The organism is Nonomuraea aridisoli, from assembly GCF_003236395.1.
GTDB lineage: Bacteria > Actinomycetota > Actinomycetes > Streptosporangiales > Streptosporangiaceae > Nonomuraea > Nonomuraea aridisoli.
Genome location: NZ_POUD01000021.1, coordinates 19,545 through 41,699, shown reverse-complemented (window position 1 = coordinate 41,699; position 22,155 = coordinate 19,545). Strand labels below are relative to the sequence as shown.

General features: G+C 66.1%; 17 protein-coding genes. 12 read left to right on the top strand and 5 right to left on the bottom strand.

The window, feature by feature from the left end:
* Positions 1-14 precede the first annotated feature (14 nt).
* The gene (locus C1J01_RS08070) at positions 15-3,110 is read right to left on the bottom strand and encodes an AfsR/SARP family transcriptional regulator (protein WP_111177657.1); all 3,096 of its coding nucleotides are present in this window, start codon (positions 3,108-3,110) and stop codon (positions 15-17) included.
* Positions 3,111-3,257: 147 nt separating this feature from the next.
* On the opposite strand from C1J01_RS08070, the gene C1J01_RS08065 reads away from it, so the two are divergent.
* The 7 genes from C1J01_RS08065 to C1J01_RS08030 all read left to right on the top strand — a co-directional run bounded on the left by C1J01_RS08065 (position 3,258) and on the right by C1J01_RS08030 (position 11,329).
* Complete coding sequence (locus C1J01_RS08065) at positions 3,258-4,148, top strand: RNA polymerase sigma factor (protein ID WP_235854321.1); 891 nt, start codon at positions 3,258-3,260, stop codon at positions 4,146-4,148.
* Between the two features lie 881 nt (positions 4,149-5,029).
* Positions 5,030-5,992, top strand: a complete 963-nt coding sequence (locus tag C1J01_RS08055; protein ID WP_111177655.1) for a WGR domain-containing protein — start codon at positions 5,030-5,032, stop codon at positions 5,990-5,992.
* A gap of 55 nt (positions 5,993-6,047) precedes the next feature.
* Positions 6,048-6,998 (top strand): RNA polymerase sigma factor, encoded by a 951-nt coding sequence (locus C1J01_RS08050; protein ID WP_220039792.1) that lies wholly within the window; start codon positions 6,048-6,050, stop codon positions 6,996-6,998.
* Positions 6,999-7,050: 52 nt separating this feature from the next.
* Positions 7,051-7,998 (top strand): GNAT family N-acetyltransferase, encoded by a 948-nt coding sequence (locus C1J01_RS08045; RefSeq protein WP_220039791.1) that lies wholly within the window; start codon positions 7,051-7,053, stop codon positions 7,996-7,998.
* A gap of 505 nt (positions 7,999-8,503) precedes the next feature.
* Positions 8,504-9,808 carry an alkaline phosphatase PhoX gene (locus C1J01_RS08040; protein ID WP_235854320.1) on the top strand — a complete coding sequence of 435 codons (1,305 nt, stop codon included), beginning with the start codon at positions 8,504-8,506 and terminating at the stop codon, positions 9,806-9,808.
* 336 nt (positions 9,809-10,144) lie between these two features.
* Positions 10,145-10,939: a hypothetical protein gene (locus C1J01_RS08035; protein ID WP_146615497.1), complete on the top strand. Its 795-nt coding sequence runs from the start codon at positions 10,145-10,147 to the stop codon at positions 10,937-10,939.
* Positions 10,940-11,164: 225 nt separating this feature from the next.
* Complete coding sequence (locus C1J01_RS08030; RefSeq protein ID WP_235854319.1) at positions 11,165-11,329, top strand: hypothetical protein; 165 nt, start codon at positions 11,165-11,167, stop codon at positions 11,327-11,329.
* Between the two features lie 512 nt (positions 11,330-11,841).
* Here C1J01_RS08030 and C1J01_RS08025 read toward each other — a convergent pair.
* Both C1J01_RS08025 and C1J01_RS08020 read right to left on the bottom strand, forming a co-directional pair.
* On the bottom strand, positions 11,842-12,948 hold the full coding sequence (locus C1J01_RS08025) for an SDR family NAD(P)-dependent oxidoreductase (protein ID WP_328589605.1): 1,107 nt from the start codon (positions 12,946-12,948) through the stop codon (positions 11,842-11,844).
* Between the two features lie 48 nt (positions 12,949-12,996).
* Positions 12,997-13,902: an SDR family NAD(P)-dependent oxidoreductase gene (locus C1J01_RS08020; RefSeq protein ID WP_235854318.1), complete on the bottom strand. Its 906-nt coding sequence runs from the start codon at positions 13,900-13,902 to the stop codon at positions 12,997-12,999.
* 34 nt (positions 13,903-13,936) lie between these two features.
* On the opposite strand from C1J01_RS08020, the gene C1J01_RS08015 reads away from it, so the two are divergent.
* From C1J01_RS08015 to C1J01_RS08005, 4 genes are all read left to right on the top strand, one after another.
* Positions 13,937-14,839, top strand: a complete 903-nt coding sequence (locus C1J01_RS08015) for a LysR family transcriptional regulator (RefSeq protein WP_111177643.1) — start codon at positions 13,937-13,939, stop codon at positions 14,837-14,839.
* Positions 14,840-15,265: 426 nt separating this feature from the next.
* Positions 15,266-16,192 (top strand): SDR family NAD(P)-dependent oxidoreductase, encoded by a 927-nt coding sequence (locus C1J01_RS08010; RefSeq protein ID WP_111177641.1) that lies wholly within the window; start codon positions 15,266-15,268, stop codon positions 16,190-16,192.
* Between the two features lie 950 nt (positions 16,193-17,142).
* Entirely contained in the window at positions 17,143-17,580 is a 438-nt protein-coding gene (locus tag C1J01_RS49010) for a hypothetical protein (protein WP_146615496.1), read from the top strand.
* 148 nt (positions 17,581-17,728) lie between these two features.
* The gene (locus tag C1J01_RS08005) at positions 17,729-19,240 is read left to right on the top strand and encodes a TIR domain-containing protein (protein WP_146615495.1); all 1,512 of its coding nucleotides are present in this window, start codon (positions 17,729-17,731) and stop codon (positions 19,238-19,240) included.
* Between the two features lie 180 nt (positions 19,241-19,420).
* On the opposite strand, the gene C1J01_RS08000 is transcribed toward C1J01_RS08005, so the two are convergent.
* Both C1J01_RS08000 and C1J01_RS07995 read right to left on the bottom strand, forming a co-directional pair.
* Entirely contained in the window at positions 19,421-19,954 is a 534-nt protein-coding gene (locus tag C1J01_RS08000; RefSeq protein ID WP_111177637.1) for a flavoprotein, read from the bottom strand.
* Positions 19,951-21,330, bottom strand: a complete 1,380-nt coding sequence (locus C1J01_RS07995) for a helix-turn-helix domain-containing protein (protein WP_111177635.1) — start codon at positions 21,328-21,330, stop codon at positions 19,951-19,953. The genes C1J01_RS08000 and C1J01_RS07995 overlap by 4 nt, the downstream gene beginning before the upstream one ends.
* Before the next feature lie 347 nt (positions 21,331-21,677).
* Here C1J01_RS07995 and C1J01_RS07990 point away from each other — a divergent pair, with 347 nt between their 5' ends.
* Positions 21,678-21,959, top strand: a complete 282-nt coding sequence (locus tag C1J01_RS07990) for a hypothetical protein (RefSeq protein ID WP_146615494.1) — start codon at positions 21,678-21,680, stop codon at positions 21,957-21,959.
* The last annotated feature ends 196 nt before the right edge of the window (positions 21,960-22,155 follow it).

The following is a 22,155-nucleotide window of genomic DNA, read 5'->3' as shown; positions in this document are numbered from 1 at the left end:
GCGAGCCGGCGGATCTACCTTCCCAGGTGGGTCGTGAGCCGGTCCATCGCCTCCTGCCTCGGCAGGCTCGCGCCACGCCGGTACGCCTCCAGGTAGCCCTCGTCGCCGAGCCGCCCGGCCAGGACGGGCACCAGCCGGCGCAGATCGAGGTCGCCCTCGTCGAAGACGCCTCTGATCACGTGGCTCATCCCGAGCGCCGTCGCGGCCCCCGCCGGGTCGCCTTCCAGCCCGAGCAGTCTGGCCAGCAGCTCCGCGCCCCGGGCCATGGCGTTGGCGTTGGTGTGCCCGAGCACGCCGCGCATCGCGCGGGGCAGCAGCTCGCGCGCCCGCTCCGCCGCCCCCTCGGCCATGAGGACGGCCATCCGGGAGGACACGATCACGTCGCTGTTCAGCTCGGGCGGGCCGGGTAGCCGGTGGACGACCGTCTCGAGCTCGTCCACGACCTGATGGGCCAGTTCCAGGTCGCCGGCGTGGCGGTGCACCTCGGCGAGCGGGAACAACATGCTGGCTTCCAGCCTCCGGTGACCGTGTTCGCGACCCTGGCGCCGCGCGGCGTGGATGTCGTGCAGTGCGCCGTCCAGGTCGCCACCGCGCATTCGGTTCTGGGCGAGATGCGACTTGGTGATGAAGAGGTGTTCCTCGGTGCCGAGCTCGGAGGCGATCGCGACGGCGCGCTCGCAGGCCGCGACCGCACGTTCGTGCTCGCCGCGCAGGCCGTGGACGCGGCTCTGCCGTACCAGGCTCATCACCAGCCCCCAGCGGTCGCCGACCTGCTCGAACAGGCGCAGTGCCTCCTCCCTGTGGCGGGCGCCGGTCTCCTGGTCGCCCTGTTCCGTGAGGAGGAAGTCGTAGGCCCAGTGGGCGCTGGCGCGCACCCAGGGGTCGGGCGAGTCCAGCGCCTCCAGGTCCTGGGCGTCCTGGGTGGCGAGCTTGGAGATGCGGAGCAACGGCAGCGCGTTGTGGAACTTCGTCACCCCGGGACGGCGGAGGTCCTCCCGGATTCCCTGCCCGCCTCCCCTGCCCGACGTCGACCGCACCACTTCCAAGGCAGTGCGCGCGTCGGCCGGCAGCATGTCGCCGAACGCCAGCACCTCGCTCAGAAAGGCGTCGGACTGGGTGGACATCCCGCGCATGCCCCAGTACCAGATCATCGACCTGACGAGCCGCGCGGCCGTGGCCGCGTCGCCCGCCTCGATGGCGGCCCGCAGCACGGCGACCAGGTTGTCGTGCTCGGCGTCGAAGACCTCGATGGCGCGCAACTGGTCCCCGGTACGCAGCAGCGGCTCGTTCTCCTCGGCCAGCGCCAGGAAGTACGCGCGGAAACGGTCGTCGATCGGCTCCGCGAGCTGGGCCGCCGCGTACGCGCGGATGGTCTCCAGCATCCGGTACCTGTCGCCGACCTGCTGGATCATGGACTTCTCGACCAGTGCACCCGCGACGTACGCCATGTCGTCGGCGGTGAGGGATGCGTCGGAGCAGATCGCCTCGAGCGCGGCCAGGTCGGCTCCGCCGGGGAAGGCGGCCAGCCGGGCGGCCAGCACCCGCTCGGGCTCCTCCAGCAGGTCCCAGCTCCACTCCACCATCGCGAGCAGGGTGCGCTGGCGCGGCAGCGCGGTCCTGCTCCCCGAGGTGAGCAGGCGGAAACGATCATCCAGCCGCCGGACGATCTGCACCACGCTCATCGCCCGCAGCTTGGCCGCGGCCAGTTCGAGCGCCAGCGGCATGCCGTCCAACCGGCGGCAGATCTCCACCGCGGGCTCCAGGGTCGTCCGGTCGAGCGCGAACCCCTGGCGCACGTCGGCAGCCCGCTCGACGAACAGCCGCACGGCGGCCGACTCAGCGGCCTCGGCCAGGTCCGCGTCCTCCACGGGCAGGTCGAGCGGGCCGAGGTGGCACAAGACCTCACCGTTGATCGCCAGAGCCTCCCTGCTGGTGGCCAGGATGCGCAGCTGCGGAAGCCGGACGAGCAGCTGGTCGGCAAGCCGAGCGGCCGCCTCCACCAGGTGCTCGCAGTTGTCCAGCACCAGTACGGCGGGGCCGACGTCGAGCTGGGCGGCCAGCCGCGCGGGGGCAGGAGCCTGCGGCTTGAACCCGCCCTCGAACAGGCCGCCGCAGGCGCTGAGCACCGCGTCTGCGATCTGGTCCGGCTGGGTGGCCCCGGCGAGCGAGACGAACCATGTCCGTTCCCCGAGGTGGTCCGCGGCCTCCAACGCCAGCCTGGTCTTGCCCGCGCCTCCCGGTCCGACGATCGTCACCAGCCGCGCGCCGGCCATCAGCCGGGCGAGCTCGCCGAGCTCACGCTCCCGGCCGACGAAGCTGGTCAGCCTGGCCGGGAGCCGGCTGGGCGCGGCCTGGGGCCGTACGGAGGGCCGGTTCAGCTCACCGCGGAGGAGGGCGAGGTGGACCGCGCGGAGCTCGGGCGAGGGGTCCATGCCCAGCTCGTCGCCGAGCTTGCCGCGGACCTCCTCGTACACGGCCAGCGCCTCCGAGTGGCGTCCGGCGGCCGACAGGGCCCGGATCCGCAGTTCGGCCAGGCGCTCGCTCAGCGGGCGGGCGACGGCGGCGGAAGCCAGGTCGGTGAGCACCTCGGTGTGGCGGCCGAGCCGTACCTCCGCGTCGAAGAAGTCCTCGGCGACGGTGGCGCGCAGCTCCTCCAACCGGGCCGCGACGTTGCGGGCGAACGAGGCCTCCAGCACGTCCGCGAGCGCGGCGCCCCGCCATTGCTCCAGGGCGGCGCGGAACAAGGAGGAGGCCTCACGCGGCCTGTCGGCCGCGAGCTCCCGCCTGGCCTGCCCGGCAAGCTGCTCGAATCGGTGCGCGTCCACGTCCTCGTGGCGCAGCGGCAGCCGGTAGCCGCCGGCCACCAATTCCACGGACTCCGGCCCGCCCAGCGTCCTGCGCAACCGGGAGATCAGGCCATGCAGCGCGTTGACGACGCGGGTGGGGGGCTCCTCGCCCCAGATGTCGTCGATCAGGGAGTCGGCTGACACCGGGCGGCCGGCCTCCAGCGCGAGCCGCGCCAGCAGCATCCGCAGGCGCGCGCCGGGGATGTCGATCGGGGAGGCGTCGTCGGAGGCGACTTCGACCGGACCGAGGAGGGAGATCTGCACCGAGCCAGCTTCCCATCCGCGCCTGTCGGACGGTCTCGGTCCCCCGGCCTTGCCCGCCCCAGAGCCTGCTGCACCCCCTGTAACGGGGTGCCGCGCTCGATCCAAGCAAGGGTGTGATGAGACGCACGTATGAACCAGGGAGCTTTCGTGCCGCCTGAACATAGGGACACCATCCAGGATCCCGAGGCCTTCGAGGCCTTCTACCGGCGCCACGTCGAGGCCGTGACCCGCTTCCTGGCGAGGCGTGTGCTGGATCCCCAGGCGGTGGCCGATCTTACGGCGGAGGTGTTCCTCGCCGTCCTGGACTCGGCACATACCTACCGGCCCGACAAGGGCAGCGAGATCGCCTGGCTGTACGGGGTGGCGCGGAACACCGTCCTGGCCGAGCAGCGGCGGTCCGTCAGAGAAACCAGGGCGAACGGCCGGATCGCGGGACGTCGGCTGCTTGACGGCGACGACATCTCACGGCTTGAGGACCGGATCGACGCCGAGTCCCCGGCGCGACGCGCCCTGGAGGCCATGGCCACACTGCCGGAAAGGGACCGGGCCCTGTTAGAGCTCGTGGCCGTCGACGGCCTCAGCCCGGACGGCTCGATCAACCTGCGGACGTTCAGGGACCCTGATCAGGTCGAGCGGGACCTGGCACGCCTGGGCGTTCGAACGGACATGACGTACCTTCCGCTAGGTGTATTGACCCGCTGGGTTGTTGACACGGGTGATCGGTGGGCGGCCGCCGAGGAACTCAAGAGCGAGGACCCCGCCGTGCGGGCCCGGGTACGCGCGCGGGCGATGAACACAGCATCCTCCAAGGCCATCCGTCCCGAGCACGGCATCACCATCTACCCCCGACACATCAAGCCCGGGCAGATCGTGCTGATCGAGGTGATGGAAAATCCGGTGGAGCCGACGGTCGAACGCCCCGGGGTCGCTTGGCAGTTCTCCGGTCGCCTGACGGACGGCCCCGTCGCGCCGTGCCAGGTCGTCGACGACCGATCGGCCTTCGACATCGGCAACGCCACACCTCCTCCTGGCAACTGACCACGGCTTGGCCACGTCGGCTCCCATTCTCGGTAGCGGGCCGGGCCGACCGGCCACGCTCAAGACATCCGTCCCGAACCGGACCCGCCCTCAGAGCAGCCGGGCGGATCATCGGTCAGGTCCAGTACACGGAGACGTACGCGCGGTCGAAGCGTCGTGCCGCCACGTCCTGCCGGCTGATCGACCAGTGAGAAACCGCGTCTTCCCAGCCGCGGATGGAAGGGTGCCGTTCGGCTAGAAGCACCCAGTCCTCGGGGCGTGGCGGTTCTCCTGACCCCGGTCGTAGGCCGTCTCTCTCTGCCCACCGAGCGGATGACGTGACGGGGTCATGCTCGCCGGAGTAGTCAGAGGCGTAACCGCCGATCTCCAGCGTATTGCTGATGCCTTCCATGCCTTCGAGTCGCACTCTTCGCCCCATCCCGAGGGTGAGGGATCGCCGAACAACAGAAGCCGGCCGTCGGGCGGCAGGGGGAGGTCTGTCGTGTCCTGCGGCAACGCGGCGAGGTCGAGGGACGCGAAGAGGGGGTACTCAGGATCGGGGACGTCGGGCGGAAGCATCAGGGGGCCGCCGAGGTGGCCCACGACCGGCCCGTTCGCCTGCGGCGACAACGTGGCGCACCGCCGTACGGTGCCCAACCACCGTTCCACGTCCGCGGTCGGAATGCCACGTGCGAGCGCCATCTCACGGGACGGGTTCAGCTTCTCCACCGGATCATGCGATGCAGCCTAGTGACACGCTCCGAAGCCGCTGGGCGACCGTCTCCGGGGGTTCCAGCGAGTACTCCGCGACTGGTGATCACTGGCCTCCTGGTGATCGATCGATAGGGTCACTTGCATGCGGCCCTGACGCAGGCAGGCCGCCAGACGGTCCGGGAGGCCGAATGGCCGGGTGGCGGCGGTTCGAGCGGCAAGAGGCCGCGCTCGAATACTGGGAGATCCGGCAGGAAGGGATCCGCTGCTTCCTCAGGTGGGGCTCCGACCGAACACCGGGCAAGGCGAGCACGTCGGTTCTCGACGACGAGGAGCAGGCACGGCGCCACGCGGCACGCAAGATCAACGAACACCTCCGCAAGGGCTTCACCGAGGTGAACCCGCTCTGCGACCCGGCGGAAGCCGAGGCCGAGACGCCGGTCCTGGACGTCATCACGCGGGCCACCGGCCCCCACGCACCACGACCCCAGTACCTGCCGGTCGGCGACTTCGACCAGGTCTACAGCCGTGCCCACACGCCCGATCATCCGATGGGCTTCTACGAGTACTACGTGCTGCGCGACCACGGACGCGGCGCTATCCGCTTCACGGTCCGAGCCGGCAGCCATCAGGCCGACGCCGTCGCCGCCTTCCTGGAGTTCCTCTGTTCCAGGCGCGACCTGCCCTTCGACGGCCGGTCCCACCACAAGGCGTCCCTGTCGAGCCCGGTGGGGTCTTTCGACTACGCGCTGCTTTGTTCGCCGGCGCTTGGGCGGGCTTGCGCCGCGTACCCGGCAGTGGCAGCTCGTGTGGCGACGGCCTTTCCCATTTTCAACTGCGAGATCGGGGATGAGGACCCGGAGGTGCTGGTCGACGCCCGTATCCACGGTCACGCCGCGCTGCCCTACAGCGACTGGGGCCGATCCCGGCAGCCCGTGGTGGACCTGCGCTTCGACGTCCAGCCGTCGTTCTACCGACGTACGCAGACGTTCAAGGTCTACAGAACCGCCGATCTCGAGAAACTCATGGACGTGCTGCCGCAGGCATCGCCGGAAAGCTGGGTGGAAGTGCGGTCCTTCAGCGGCGAAACTCTACGTCTCGAACCCGGCAAGACACCGCCCTTCGCCGACATGCTGTCCTTCCTGGTCGGCTGAGCTGCAACGCCGGAGTCCGGGCCGAGCATCTCCGCGACCCGGGTAGCGTTTCGGTGTGGCTGATCTGCTGGGGGACGGGGCGCCACAAGACTCCGAGCTGGTGCGCGCCGCACACGCGGGCGACGTCAGCGCTCTCGGCCTGCTGCTCGCCAGGCACCACGCCGGCATGCGAGCGGTCGCACTGGCCTTGCTGGGCCACAGCCAGGACGCCGAGGACGCCGTACAGGAGGCGACCCTCATCGCGCTGCGCCGCATCGGCGACATACGTGACCCGGACGCGGTCGGCCCGTGGCTGCGGATGGTGGTGCGCAACGTGTGCCGCGCCCAGCTGCGCAAGATGTCGGCGATGCCGACGGCCGAACCCGCGATGGCCGCCGCCGTGGACCGGTTGTCGGACGGTCCACCGGACCCGGCGGAGGTCCTCGACCGGCACGCGCTGCGGGACTGGGTCTGGAGCTCGCTGGAGGACCTGTCCCCGGACGTGCGGCTGGTGACGATGCTGCGCTACTTCACCGACGTCACGTCGTACGAGGACATCGCGGCGCTGTGTGCCACGCCGGTGGGCACCGTGCGCAGCAGGCTCCACCAGGCGCGTACGAAGCTGGCCGATGCGCTGCTGAGCTCGGCCGACCGGGCCCACGACGATGCCACGGCCTTGAACGCACGGCACCGCAGGATTGCCATGGAGACCATGGTGGCCGCCCATAGTGGCCAACTCGCCTCGGCACTGTCCGAAGGGTGGTCACCACAGGCGGAAGTGATATGGCCGACCGGCAAACGCACGGGCATCGGCTACATGCCCGTCGCGTTCAATCGTGACTTGTCCCACGGCGTACGCCACGAGCTGCTGAACGTGGTGGCCAGCCGTGATGTGGTCATCTGGGAGGCCGCCATGCACAACCCGCCGGAGGACCCGTTCCACTGCCCGCCCGGCGTCGTGTGGGTGCAGTCCCTGGACCGGGGCCGCGTCAGCAAGCTGCGCCTCTACCACACACGCCGCCGCTGAAATTGATCCGGCGCCAACCGAACTTCCGCGTCCCTCACCGCATCCTGCGGATATGAGCACAACGAACCACTGGGATCAGCTCGGCACGACCCAGCCTGCCGACACCGATGATCGCCGCCGCCGCCGTACTGCTCTTCGTAAGCAGCAAAGAGATGGAAAACCGGATATGAAGACCACTGTGCCGTTCGGACTGGCCGAGCAGACCGAGATCAGGTCGTACGCCGGCTTCGTGGCCGCGCCGACGGCGATACGGACGACGCTGGGCATCAGCTCCCTGCGCGTCGGCTCGGTCGATGCGATAGCGATGCGCCGGCACCCGTCCTTCCTCTTCAACCGGGTCGGCGGGTTCGAAACCAGCGAGTCGATCACCGTAGACGTCGTGGCACAGATGTGCGACTTCTACCGCGAACAGGGCCCGGGCGCGGGCGCGTTCATCATCGCACCGCCACTGCTGCCGCCGGACTGGGCCTCGATCGCCGCCAAGCTGAACCTCACCGAAGGCGGGCGCTTCCACAAGCTGTGGTGCGAGACCAGAAGCGCGTTGTCCGCACCCGACGGCATCGCAGCCCTCGACCCCGGCCTGCGCGTCGGCCCGATCGAGCCTCACCATGCGCACGAGTGGGCCACCGTCATGATGACCACCTTCGGGATGCCCATGCCGGACATGATCGACTTGGCCGCATCAAACGTGGGCAAGCCGAACTGGCGGCAGTACGCCGTCTGGGACGACGAGCGCATAGTCGCAGTCGGCAGCCTGTTCATCAACGGAGAATGCGCGAACATGTTCGGCGGAGCGACCCTCCCGGAAAGCCGAGGCCGCGGCGCCCAGTCCGCACTGCTCACCGCCCGCGTCCAGGCAGCCCAGGCTGCGGGTTGCCGATGGCTCGTCGCCGAGACCGGAGTGGAAGGACCCGGCGACCACAACTCATCCCTGCACAACATGCTGCGCGCCGGCTTCGAGCGACTGTACGACCGGACCAACTGGATCTGGCGCGCGTAACCGGCTCCGGACTGAAGCAAGGTGAGCACAGTGGTGCCCGGAACTGGAACCGTTCCGGGCACCATGCCGGAACGGTGACGCGGCATCCAGACGCAGACCCGGCCCAGCCCACGCCCATCGTCGACCTGTAAAACGAGACCTGTACTCGAAGGTCTCATCAACGAGGACGAGGCCGCACAGGCGAATCAACGGGCCCAAGGACCCGACCCTGAATCCCAGCGGCACGCGGTGGGGTGGGGCGTGAGCAACCCTAATTCTTCGCTTCAATATCGCCGATCCATCACGTAAATGACGCGTCGGTGTCGGTTCGTAGGAGTTGGTTGACGAAGTCGTCTATCGTCCTGAACAGGAGCCAACCTACGTGCCTCCCTCCCGCCGTACCCTCCTCGCAAGCGGCGCCGTCGGCGTAGGCCTTGCCATCACCGGTAGCGTCCCGTCTCTGGCCCAGTCCCACCCCGGCCGGCCCCGCCCGGTTGGGGCCGATCATGCACCCTTCCCGCCGCTCGTGGACGACCCCGACGGCATCCTGGCTCTGCCTGAGGGCTTCAGCTACACCGTGGTCACGCGGACTGGCGTCACCCGGCTCGACGATGGTCAAGGACTGACCCCTGCCGACCACGACGGCATGGCCGTCTACGACGCCGGCCGCGACCGTTACACGTTGATCCAGAATCACGAGATCGACCCGGGCGCCGAGTTCGGCGTACCGCACGTCAAGGGCACCGTCTACGATCCCGGCGCCGTCGACGCCGGCGGTTGCACCGTGATCAGGACCGACCGCGCGGGCCGCAACCGCGGTGAGTTCGTCGCCCTCTCCGGCACCGTCTCCAACTGCGCGGGCGGGCCTACCCCTTGGGGAACGTGGCTGACTTGCGAGGAGACCGAGGACCGGGCCGGGGACGACTGGGAGGAGAACGGCCGGTCCGGCGTCTTCCAGAAAGATCACGGCTACGTCTTCGAGGTCTGGGCCGACGGCAGCGCGGACCCGAGGCCGATCAAGTGCCTGGGCCGCTACTCCCATGAGGCCCTGGCGATCGACAAGGACCGCACCAAGATCTACCTCTCCGAGGACGCCGACGGACCCAATGGCCTCTTCTACCGCTGGACCGCCCCCCGCGGCGTCAAGCTCGGTCCCGGTGTGCTCACCCGCCTGGCTCCGGACGCCGGCGTCCTCGCCGCGATGCAGATCATCATGGACGACGGCTCGGTGCTGCCGGACGTCGCCTACCTGACCTCCGCTCAGCTGGGCCGCCCCTTCCCCGTGAGGTGGATCGAGGTGCCTGAGCGCGACGCGCAGACCACGGCCGTGCGCGAGCAGTTCGCCGATGGCCAGGTCACTCGCGGACGCAAGTTCGAGGGCGTGTGGGGCACCGACGAGGGCGTGTACGTGGTCAACTCCTACGCGTGGGACGAAGGTGAGCTCCCGGCTGACGCGGCTCCGCACGACGGCATGGTCTGGTTCTACAACTACCGGGCCCAGACAATCCAGCTGGTGACGTACTTCCCGCACCAGACCGCGTCGGAGGAGGGTACGCCGGTCAAGTACAACGACCTCACCTTCGACGGTCCGGACAACGTGACCGTCACCCCATGGGGAAGCCTCGTTCTCGCCGAGGACGGCTCGGGCGCCTCCCACGTGCTCAGCGCGATCCCAGGCGGCCCGACGTACGCGATCGCCCGCAACCAGCTCAACGACTCGGAGTTCTGCGGGCCGACCTTCACCGCCGACGGCAAGGTCCTCTTCGTCAACATGCAGGACCCCGGCCTCACCTTGGCCATCACGGGCCCGTGGGAGAAGTACCTCGGCTGACGAGCCAGTTCGACCGTGGGGTCAGGCAATCCGCCTGACCCCCTTGATCCCAAGGGCGTGAAGTGCTGCGCCGTGTCAACGACACCCTGGAGTGGCTGGTCCTGGCCGACTCCGTCCTCCTCTTGGACGTCGTTGAGGCGGCAGAACCCGTGGTCGCCTGTGACGATCGCGAGGCCCAGTTCGGGGCGTTCCAGGCTGTCGACTCGTTACGAAACTGTGGATGGTCTTCGTAGCGTGGTCCGTGCGCTGGACGCTAGACCCAGCCGCCGAGCAAAGTGTGATCATGATGAGATCTGCCACTGAGAAGATCCCTGGTTTATGAGGCGACGAACGGCGGTGGCTGTTCTCCTGATGGCCGCATCCGCGGTGACTGCGGGACCGGCCCTGCGAGCCGATGCCGTAGTGGATCCGGCCGGAGCCATCCAACGCCAGCTCGTCCCCGGCCATGGGGTGAAGATCGTCGAGCGTTCCCGGATGTTCATGTTCGGCAGTTGGTCTACCGTCAAGCCGGTGCGCGGCGTCGTGGGGTTCGGCAAAGGCAAGATCGTGGCGACGGACATGAAGAACCCCAACCTGGGACTTCGCGGTACTCGCAACATCTGCATCGGCAAGCGCGGCTACGAGTCATACGTCCAGCGTGACCCTGACGATCCACTGCCGCCGGGCAAAACCTGGTTCACCTACGACAGGCCGCCGTGCCGGCTTGTGCTGAAGTCCGGCTTTGTCGACCTCGCCGACCAGGACACGCTGAGAGCGGTGCTGGCCACCACCACGGACAAGCGGCCCGCAGGCGTGTACGACGGTGTGCGCACCACCCTCTACCAGGGCACCATCACCTTTGCGCAGCTCGGCAAAGCGAAACCGAACCTGCGCATCGGCTTCCGGAGCAAGCCCACCGGCAAGCACGGCACCTGGAAGGTGTCCTGGCGGTTGTGGATCGGTGGCGACCAACTCATCCGCAGAGCGTGGAGCTCCTGGCGCGAGCCGAACGACGGCCCCAATAAATCCCCTGGTGACGACCGGTACTACGCCTTCGTGGATGACCTCCGCCTGTCGGACTGGGGGATGAAGGTGGACATCAAGCCGCCGCCAGCCGATGAGACGGTGTCATCGGAGGAACTGCACGACTGACCGGACATGCGGGAAGTTGAGGCACTGAGCCACGTCTGGGCGTCGTGCCGCAGCCCAAGCTGCCGTGGTTTGTGGGCGCGGACACGCACCATAGACCAAAGCCCTCATGGGCAGGTGGCATGTAGTCGAGGACTGCAGCAAAACTCGTTCGGCATGGGTGTTTACCCCTAGACAGCTCCTTGAAGCAAAGCGGTCGCAACTGTCAAGGGATACACAAGGGAGACGGTGGACGATGGCACTTCAGGGACCGATCCCTGTGACGTTCGAGATGATCTTTCGCACGGCTGCTACATCGTCGGGGAGGTCGAGCCGGTCATGAACTTCGACGCCTCGACCAACGGGCGGTTCGTACAGGCGCGGGACAAGCAGATCGGCGAACTGGTCTGGTAAGACAGCGACCGGGCAGCGCTGACCTACCAGCACCCCACGCGCGACGCCGACCGGCGAATCGCCGACGCCCTGAGCATCGCGTGGCGGCGGAACAACAGAAGATCGCCAAAGGCTAATGGCACGTTAATGGCACGAACACCCCGTCACATGATCAGTGACGGGGCGTTTCACAAGGTGGAGCCTAGGAGATTCGAACTCCTGACTTCCTGCTTGCAAACGGGAGCCAGTCACCTTGTATACGGCTCTCCATCCCTGGTCGAACGGCAGATGCGAACTGGTGACGTGTGGTCGCGTAAGGCGATGTTGCTGTACGCGATCCCCGGCTGGCGTCCCGGGACGGGCAGTTCTTCCGGCTGGATCGCGCGACGTCGAACGCACTGGCCGACAAGCGGCGCCCGGCCACCTGGTTGAACGGGGTGGGCACCGTGCGGGACGCTACACCGTCGCCGAGGTCACGGTGATGGAGGAAGGCATGCATACCGGATCAAATCAACGGCGTTGTCGCTGGAGTATTACACCTTACTGCCGGTCAACTGTTCGCTCAGGTCCCACAGGCGGTCGGCGAGCTGTGGGTCGACGGCGTAGGACATCACCCCGACGGGTGTCTCCACCCGACCCGTCATCACGTCGATGCTCTCGTCGTGTGAGGTGAGCAGCGGAGAGATCTCGTTGTTCTCGCAGTAGACGCCGCCCATGCCGTCGAGCTGCGGTGCGGTGGCGCACCAGACGATGGTCGACGCCCCCTGTTCGGCGGTCTTGCGGCCCGACTGCGGGTCGATGACGCGGTTGCCGTGCTCGTCGACGAGGCCATTCGCTCGCAGATACTCCGGCGTGGTCCACGGGCTGAGGTTGGTGCCGATGATGAGACCCGGGTGCAGGGAGAAGCCGCGGATGTCATCGGCTTCGCCGCGCTGGTCCAGCCCGACCGCGAACAGGATGTTGGCGGTCTTCGACTGGCCGTAGCCCAGCCAGCCGTCGTATTCGCGTCGTTCGAAGTTCGGGTCGTCGAACACCACGGGCGAGAGGTGGTGTGCCCAGGCCGAGACCGTGACCACCCGCGCGCCCCTGGCCCGGCGCAGGGCGGGCCAGAGCCGTGTGGTGAGTTGGAAGTGTCCCAGGTGGTTCGTGGCGAACTGCGCCTCGTACCCGCGGGCGTCCCGAGTCAGCGGTACGTTCTGGATCCCCGCGCCGTTGACCAGGATGTCCAGCGGCCGCCCGGTGGCGAGGAACCGATCGGCGAACGCGTCGATCGAGGCCGGATCCATCAGGTCCAACTGGTCGATCTCGACGCCGTCGATCCCCCTGAGCATGTCGCGGGCACGGTCCGGGGAGCGCACCGGGACGACGACGGTGGCGCCGGCAGAGCGCAGGGCACGGGTGGTCTCCAGGCCGAGGCCGGAGTGGCCGCCCGTGACTACTGCGGTTCTGCCCGAGAGGTCTGTCCCCTTGATGACGTCGGCAGCGGTGGACGCGGCGCCGAAGCTGGAGCCGATCGGTTGTTGTGGACCAGTCATGTCAGATTTCTCCTTGAAAAGGTGCTGCAGACCCGCGTCTACCTCGCGCCTTTCGGGCGTGCATGCGCGTTCGTCGAGTTTCTGTTCGACGCTGATCGCCGTCATAGTCGCGTTCCGCGACGACAGTCCTTCATGGAGGGACGGATGCGGACGTCACGACATCGTTGTCGAGCGGCTGAGCGTCTCCCAAGTGACCATGTCGGCCAGCAGGGACTCGTGGTGAGCACGCAGCGCATCGACCGCGTCGCCGCCGAGTACGAGACGGAGCGGCGGGTTGTCGGCGTCGAGCACCTCGACGATGGCCGCGGCGCCCTTCGCGGGGTCACCCGGTTCGTTGCCCGCGATCCCCGCGACCATCTGCCGGAGACCTCCCGAGCTCGCCTGGTAGACCGGGTTCTCGGGAGCCAGAACCATGTTGTTGGTGATCTTGGTGCGGAACATACCCGGTTCCACCAGCAGCACCCGAACGCCCAAGGGGGCCAGTTCGCTCGACAGCGCCTCGCTGAAAGCCTCGAGCGCGTGCTTCGCGGCGTCATAGCCGGCCAGCCCCGGGTAGGTCATCCGGCCGCCCAGCGAGCTCATCTGCACGATCGTCCCGCTGCCCTGCTCGCGCATCAGGGGGACGATAGCCTTGGTGACCTGTGCGGCACCGAAGAAATTGACCTCCATCAGCGAGCGCAACTGCTCCATCGAGGTTTCCTCGACGGCCCCGATCATGGTGAACCCTGCGTTGTTCACCAGGACGTCGATGCGGCCGAACACAGCCAGCGTCGCCTTTGTCGCGGCCTGGACGGACTCGGGGTCCGTGACGTCGAGCGCCGCCGTGCTGACCCGGTCGCCGCCGATCTCCGCAAGGTCGGCGAGCGTCTCCGGACGGCGTGCGGTGGCCATGACCCGGTCGCCGGCGGCCAGCGCGGCCAGCGCGATCTCCCGGCCGAACCCGGTGGAGCAGCCCGTGATCAACCAGACGCGGCCCTGCGTTTCGTTCGTCATTCCCATGCCCTTCAACGTGGTGTTTGCCGAGGTCAATGGTGGTTGCGGCACGCCAAAGCCGTCCAACACCCACTACCTGTCGCGGTTGTAGGCTTTTCCTGTGACCCCTGATCTTCGGCAACTGAGGTACTTCGTCGCCGTCGCCGAGGAATCCAGTTACACACGTGCCGCCGAGCGACTCCTGATCAGCCAGCAGTCCCTGTCCCAGCAGATCGCCCTGCTGGAACGCATGCTGGGTGCGAAGCTGTTCGACCGCGGTACCCGGGGCACCAGGCTGACCGCCGTCGGTGCGCTGTTCCTCCCCGAGGCCCGCGCGGTACTCGACCGAGCCGACGAAGCCATCGACGTCGTGGCACGAGCCGTCCGTGGCGAGATCGGCAGCCTCCGCCTCGCCTTCCTCGCCACCACCACGAACCACCTGCTCCCCCCGGTGGTCCGGGCCGTCCGGAAACGACTGCCGGGAATCAGCCTGACGACGGAGGAGACAACGATCGCGCCTCTGGTCGAAGGCGTGCTCAAAGGCCGCTACGACGTCGCGTTCACCCGGCCTCCGCTGGTGGCCGGTCTGGCGACCAGAACGCTGATCAGCGAGCCGGCATGCGCCGTCCTGCCCGAGGAGCATCCGCTCGCCGATCGAACGGAGTTGACCCTGCGTGAGCTGGCCGCCGAACGGTGGGTGCTGACCCCGCGTAGCTCATGGGAACCCTGGCACCAGGCGTTCGACCACTCTTTCCGTACGGCGGGGTTCACCCCTGACGTGGTCCAGCGGGACGCAAGCGTGCAAGGGCTTCTCGGCCTTGTGGCGGCCGGTGTCGGGGTAACCCGGCTCGCCAGGTCCGCGAGCAGTCTCCGGCGCACCGGAGTGGTGTTCGTACCGCTGACCGGGGAGTTCGTTCCCACCGAGATGGTGTGGTTGCCCGACAACACCTCACCCGCGCTGCACGGTCTACTGGACGTCGTCACCGAACTGGCCGCTTCCACTGACCTCACCGAATCCGGCTGACCCCCACGCCATACCTGCCAGAACCAGGGCCGCTACGTCCGTCGCATGGAGCCAGGAGCAGGCGCAAGGGAGAGTTGCTCCGAGCTAACAGGGTCAGGCTGTGACCGTTGCAGGCAACTCATGTTGGACGAAGCAAGCCGTGCCCGACAAGATTGCTTTTGTCAACCACTGTGCTGACGAGATGCGCTGCTGGGCGGCGGAGGGGCTACGGGCCAAGTTCGCATTCCGCATCACCGACCCCGACAACGGGACGAGTTCGGCTGCTCCACAGCGACTACCGCTGCCGCAGCGGACCGGCACCAAACACGCTCGCGGGTGCCGCCCTGGGCTCGCACTACCGCGACTGCGCAGGTGGATGTGGCCCGCCCCACCGTGCCGCCGATAACGATTTCTGCAAGTCTGCACCATCCGACAAGGAATGTTCTCATGACCGTGCTCATCACCACACCGTTCAACGCCGACAGCACCGCTGCCGACGTTGTCGCCGGCCGAGACCTGTCCGGGCAGAGAGCCATCGTCACCGGCGCGTCCTCGGGTATCGGGATCGAAATCGCGCGGGCACTGGCCTCAGCCGGAGCCGAGGTGACCTTGGCTGTGCGCAATACCGGTGCCGGCGATCAGGTCGCCCGGGACATCGTGGCGAGCACCGGCAATTCAACCGTCCGCGTCGCGCACCTGGACCTGTCCGACCTCACATCGGTGGACGCATTGGTCGCGGCCTGGAGCGGCCCCCTGCACATCCTGGTCAACAACGCCGGCGTGTGCTTCCCGCCCGAGACACACAACGCTCAGAGCCTGGAGACGCAATTCGCCGTCAACCACTTGGGGCATTTCGCACTCACCACCGGCTTGCACCCGGCGCTCGCTGCTGCGGGACGCGCGCGATTGGTCACCCTCAGCTCGGATGCCCACATTTACGGACCCGTCGACTTCAACGACCTCAACTTCCGCGATCGGCCCTACAATCCAGCCGTCGCCTACGGCCAGTCCAAGACCGCCACCGCGCTGTTCGCCGTCGAGGCCCAGCGGCGCTGGTCCGCCGACGGTGTCACCGCCAACACCGTGCACCCAGGGCCGATCAAGACCAATCTCGACCGGCACCTGAGTGCTGAGACCCGGGCCGCGCTGCCCGACTTCGACTACCGGACGGCCGAGCAGGGCGCGGCCACCCCGACCCTTCTCGCCACCTGGCCCGACCTGGAGGGCAACGGCGGAATGTACTTCGAGAACTGCAACCAGGCCGTACGTAACGAGCCCGGCCAGAGCACCGGAGTCGCAGACCACGCGCTGGACCCCGAAGCGGCCGAGCGCCTGTGGCAGGTATCCCTCGACCTGCTCGCCGCCGGCCGCTGAGCCAGGGACAACAACGCCGCGTGCGCGCAGAGATCACCGGCCCAGGTCCGGGGCACGAAGCCCTGAACGACTCTACGGAAGATCGAAAGCCCCAGGCCATTGACCTGGGGCTTTCGTACGTGTGGAGCCTAGGAGATTCGAACTCCTGACTTCCTGCTTGCAAATCGGTCTGATCTTCGAGGACTGCGGCTTTGACCTGGGCGAGGAGCTACCTGTGCGTAACCGTGAGTACCCCCTGTTGACCGCCCTTAATGGCCCGCTAATGGCCCGGCGACCAAGGCCACGACCGGTGCCGACGCGGCCCGCCTCCTGGTCCGCCCCGTCCCCCTTATAGCTGTCGGCCCCAGGGCGGGCCCGCCGTGTCAAGGTCAGCAAAGCTGATCACAAAGCGACGACGCACGCGCCCTTGACCATGAGGGCACGTCGGGGACGCTCAACGAGCGAGGAAGGCGAAGGGCCGTCGGATTAGAAATGGAACGCCGTTTCCTCAGGCGGCACGCCGGTCTGCGGCTGGCGTTGCTGGCTCTTCTTGAGAGGCAGTGCACGTTCGCGCATGTTCCGGATCACGCACACGCTGTGGACGGTCACAGGGTTCGGCTCGACCTGTCGCTCGGTATCCAGTGGGCCGGGGCTGAGGAACGAAGCTCCGGACCGTCGATCGCCCCCAACACCCTGCGGCGACCAGCCACAACCGGGCGATCGGGAGGCCAGCACCGTTACGGCGATGTCTAAGTTTCTACCATGTCACGCAGCTCGCTCGCCTCACCTAATCGATACATATCGCCAGGCGTCAAGCTCCTGGTAACAAACGAGCAGCAAGTGGTCTTGATCCGGTGGGCTCCTCTAGGGACACTCGCTACACGAACATGTAGACCGGCCGCACGGGCACCGATTGAGCCTTGCCTCTGCAGCGTAGGAGCAAGGTGAGAATCAACAGAGAGATGGCTAGCATGAGCGATGATTTGATTACAGCGGCCAAGAGCTTTAGCTCGGATCAGGTCAAGCACTTGGAATTCATTCAGGCGACAATAAACCGAATTAGCGGAAATTCCTTCCTTATTAAAGGGTGGACACTGACCATAGCCAGCAGTCTACTAGCCTTCTCGGTATCGAATTCGAATTGGCAAATCGCCCTGATATCACTGATTCCAGTAGTTGCCTTCTGGCTACTCGACGGCTATTTTCTATTTCAAGAAAGACTATTTAGAGCCCTTTACGACGAAGCGCGCACTCCCGGTTCGACACTGGAGCCTTTTGCAATGGACCTAACACAATATCGTCAGAGAGCGGGATACTTGCATGCGGCACGCTCCGTCACACTTATCGCCTTCTATGGAGGCTTACTGACAGCCCAAATCCTCGTTATCGGTATAACCGCAACTAGCTAGCGCGAGCCACTTGCTATTACGCCATAAGACTTCTCGCCATACCAGGAGTGCACAGAGTCTGACATAGCAGGACATATCGGAAGGGCAAAACGGGCTAATTGTGGTGTAGGATCGGTCCAAGTCATACGAACGTGATGTCGAGGTATTAGTGGCTGCAAACAAGCGTCCGAACGAGAAGCGCAATGGGCCAACTCTGGAAAGTGTCTTCAAAATCGGAGGCGTTCCAGACTTCACGTTCGTCCACCCCAGTCGCTGGGGTGCTCTGCTGACCAATCTCCGCACACCGGGCCGCGGCCTCGTCATAGAAGGTCCGTCTGGAATCGGCAAGACCACTGCCGTGAAGCAGGCCCTGGCGGAACTTGGCTGGCAAGCTAGAGCGCAGTACCTCTCAGCTCGTCGTCCGGACGACTTGGAACTTATTGAATTCCTTCCACATGTGGGCAACTTCGGCCTAGTCGTTATCGACGACTTCCACGTTCTGCAAGATCGTGTGCGTGCCGAGATAGCTGACCTGCTGAAGATCCTTGCAGACACCGAGGATCTTAGTAGTAAGCTAGTAGTGATTGGCATCAATCGGGCTGGTGAGCGACTCGTCGAGCATGCTCCCGACGTGGTAAATCGGCTCGACGTTATGAAATTCGATGCAGAACCGTCATCGAAGATTGCCGAGATGATATCGCTTGGCGAACGACATCTCAATATAAGCATAAAGGCCCGCGAAAACATCATAGAAGCCGTACATGGCAGCTTCTATCTAGCACAGCTTTTATGTCACGAGATATGCTCGGACGCCAACATCTTTGCTGCCCAGAGAAAGCATGTGGAGCTGACGGCTCCATATGCAAGGGTCAAGCGTCTCGTCTTGGAGCGGCATCAAACACGCTTTGAGCGAGTACTGACAAGATTCGCGAGGGGTAACAAGTTCCGCCCAAGTGGTCGCGCACCATACATGTACATTCTGCGCTGGTTTCAACAGCAGGCAACATGGGCTATATCACTGCCTGAAGCCATGACGCTCGACCCCGTCGCTCGGGCAAGTGTAAGCGTAGTACTCAAAAACGGATATCTAGCCAAACTGGTTTCCGACGAAGAGATAGCCGATATTTTTCATCTGGATCCAGTAACCAACGTTCTCTCGATCGAAGACCCTCAGCTCGCCTTCTATCTGCGTAATCTCGATCTTCCTGCATGGGGCCGCAAGATAGGTTTCCGGAAGATCAACTTTACGACGACATACGACGTTGCCCTGTCGTTCGCCGGCGAGGATCGCCGGTTCGCAGAGGCACTCAAGGAACAACTTGAAGAGTTGGGAGTAGTGGTCTTCTACGATCTGAACGAGCAGGCTCGCATACTCGGAGAAGATCTCGAAAAGTTCTTCGGCCCCATCTACGAAGCCGAAGCCGATTACGTGGTTGTCATCCTCGGCCCGACATACGGGCAGAAGCGGTGGACGCGGTTTGAGTCGGATATTTTCGAGAAGCGATTCGACATGGGGCATGTCATTCCCGTTTGGTCAAAGGCGGTACCTGAAACCGTATGGGATAAATCGAGGACTCGTGGAGGATGCGTGTTTGATCCTGCACAAGACATCGAGAAGCAAGCTATCTCAATCGCAGAGGAAATTTCCCGGAAGGTCAGCGGTGACGGCTGGTCTTCCTAGACGGTCACGAAGAAATATCATGATCACTTGGCCCATCCTTATCTGATAGCTCTCAGAGTGTTGTGCGGCCCGAGCGGTGGGGCGTGCGCGAGAACGGCCCCCAGGCCGCACGCGCAGCGCGCGGCCCGCAAGCTCGGGCCGCGCGGCGGCGCGTGCGCCGCCGCCTTGATCCATAAGAGATTAATTCGGCAAGTTCTCCAAGGTCAGCGACCATGGGTAGTTCTCGATGCGTTCTGCTCCGGAGCTTGGCGGGTGTGGCTCGAACTGGCCGGGGCCGAGCAGGATGCGTACGCCTTCGGCGCGGAGCTGGTCGACGCTGCGTTGGAAGGGGGCACGTGTGGCCAGGACGGTGTTGACGAACGGCAGGATGACGACGGGGATGCCGAGTCCCGGGGCTTCGGAGAGCACGCCGAGTGCGTAGGTGTCGGCGATGCCTTGCGCGAACTTGTTGATCGTGTTGTACGTGGCCGGGGCGACGATGATGGCGTCAGCGCGGGGGGATTTGGGCTCGTCGGGTTTGCGGTATTGGCTGCGGACGGGGCGGCCGGTCTGCTTCTCCAGTTCGGCAACGTCGATGAAGTCGAGTGCCGATGGGGTGGCGATGATCTGTACGGTCCAGCCGGCGTCCTGGGCGAGGTTGACGAGGCGCCCGACGTCGGGGGCTGGTCCTGCGGCGCAGACGATGATGTACAGGACTTCACCGGGTTGGGTCACGCGATGACTCCCAGGGTTGCTGCGTATTCGCGGGCTTCGCGGCGGACGCTGATCGGGGCTGTTGCCAGGATGTCACGTACCAGCCGGAGGGCCGCGGGGCGGCCGGCGATTTCCTCTGGGGCGATCTCGCCTGCGGCGCGCAGGATCTGCAGGGCCTTGTCGTGCCGGTTCCACGTGAGGAAGGCGCGGGAGGTGTCCAGGAGGAGGGTGGCCTTGCGTTCGTTGATGGGCAGCTGCTCCAGGTCGACTTGGCGGGCGTAGTCGATAGCGGTGCCCGCGTCGCCGAACCGAAGGGCGACGTTGACGCGGTGGCACAGGACGTTGTTCGGGCCGAAGGCGGTCCACATGTAGTTACCGTCCTGGCCGAGCCGCCTACCTGCCTCGGCTGCCTCGTCCAGGAGTTCGGCAGTGCTGTGACGGCTGCCCGTATCGGCGGCTGCGATGGCTCCCCGGAGCAGTAGAGATCCGTAGATCGACAGATCATCGGGGGTGGGCTCGGTGAGGTCGGCTGCCATGCGTTCGGCTGCTCTGCGGGCCGCGTCCGTGGCTGCGTGGTGGTGACTGCCATCCATCAAGGCGTGGGTGATGATGCGAGAGCTTGAGCCGATCATGAGCGGGCTCTGGCTGGCGTGTGCGGCTTGGACGCTGCGATCGGCTGCGAGCCAGGCGAGGCCCTTGTCTTCCTGCTTGAGCAGGATGGAGGCCGTGACGTGGTATGCCTCGGCGGAGAGGGCATGGGCCCGTAGGCGCTCATCGCCCTCCGTGAAGGCGCAGGCCGCGCGAAGTTCCCGGAGAAGAGCGGGGAGTTTGGCGGTCACCTCGCTGTACCGGCACGCCTGATAGTTGCGTTTTGCGGCAGCGACCGCCTTCGCCAGTGAATCGAGGCTGGCAGGTCCATCAGCCGGGCTGGTGTAGTCGACCAGTACGGCGGCTAGCTTCTCGATATCGAGGTCCGCGCCCTGGGCCGGTTTTCCGAGTACGGCGCTGAACAGAGCGGCTCCGGTGAGGCCGACGAATTCACGGCGTCGCACGTCTCTCTCTTCCCCTCCAAGCCCAGGAAGAGTTACAGCGCGCGGTGTATTTCTGATGTTATCGGCCGTTGTGGGGGTCTTTTCGGGCGTACGTCCACGTTTGGTGGGAGTGAAGCCCAGGTCTTCGGGGTCAAGGTGCGTGACTTCGGCCAGAGCCAACCGGTATGGCTCGCGTGGCCATGTGACCTCTCCGGCTTCCCAGCGGCGTATCCGTTCCTCGTCGCAGCTCAGGCGGTACTTGATCCCGCTCTTGGTCAGGTTGACCATTTTCGCCATTTCGGCGCGGGTCAAATCGGCCTGCTGTCGCCAGTTCCGAAGTCGCTCATTCGGTGCGGCGTCGGGCATATCTGGCCTTCTTTCCGAGCGGAGATCGAAAAGGGGTTATGAGGGGGGCCTATCGGCAGGTCCCCTCATTCTGCTTTGCCGGTGGACTTGCCATCAATCAACAAGGTAAGCGAACGCGGGCTCCCGCCGTAGGGAGTACCGAAAACGACTCGCGAGGAGATGGCGACGGTGACCCGGCCAGACGAGAACTGCGAGACAGCCCCCTGCTCCGCATGCCGGGGACGTGGCTACAAGCTCAAGAGCTCGCGCCACGCTCTCCTGATCGGCAGCGAAGAGGAGGCGGAACCGATGGGAGAGCGGATGTGTCTCGACTGCCTCGCAAGCGGCCGGGCCGGAGGGAGCGGGAAGTGAATTCGATCATGCAGGCGGCCTTGAACGGCTTCGGGCGACAGGACGAGGCGAACGCCCTGATCCGACTGCGAGACCAGCTCGTCAGCCGCGGCGTCAACTCCGAGCTGCGCGACAACAACAGCGCGCTCATGGTGCATCGGGCAGAGCCAGGATTGCCGGTGTGGGTGTTCGTCGGCTACGGCGGCGCCTACTACTCCTGGCAGAACGCCGAGAAGCGGCACCCGGTCAGCGATGTGGAGGGCGCGGCGAACGTCTTGGCGGAGTACGTCGCCAAGTGACAGGCAGGCGCGGCGGGGCGGTGACACCCCCGTCCGGAGAGGCACAGGGTCGGTCCTTACCTGCCTCGTCGCGCCTCATCGCCTGGCAGGCGGTCGAGTCCACACCCATGGAAGGGCGCCCCCGTCCCCTCCACGGCTGCCCGCCGGGCCTCTTCCCTGCTCCCTTGAGGGTGTGGACGAGCGGGCTGAACCGGGT

What these genes read in the sequence shown, in the direction of transcription:
- C1J01_RS08055 (WP_111177655.1), top strand. Translation starts at nt 5,030, where the DNA reads ATGGCCGGGTGGCGGCGGTTCGAGCGGCAAGAGGCCGCGCTCGAATAC.
- C1J01_RS49010 (WP_146615496.1), top strand. Translation starts at nt 17,143, where the DNA reads ATGAGCGATGATTTGATTACAGCGGCCAAGAGCTTTAGCTCGGATCAG.
- C1J01_RS07995 (WP_111177635.1), bottom strand. Translation starts at nt 21,330, where the DNA reads ATGCCCGACGCCGCACCGAATGAGCGACTTCGGAACTGGCGACAGCAG.
- C1J01_RS08025 (WP_328589605.1), bottom strand. Translation starts at nt 12,948, where the DNA reads ATGACGGCGATCAGCGTCGAACAGAAACTCGACGAACGCGCATGCACG.
- C1J01_RS08045 (WP_220039791.1), top strand. Translation starts at nt 7,051, where the DNA reads ATGAGCACAACGAACCACTGGGATCAGCTCGGCACGACCCAGCCTGCC.
- C1J01_RS08010 (WP_111177641.1), top strand. Translation starts at nt 15,266, where the DNA reads ATGACCGTGCTCATCACCACACCGTTCAACGCCGACAGCACCGCTGCC.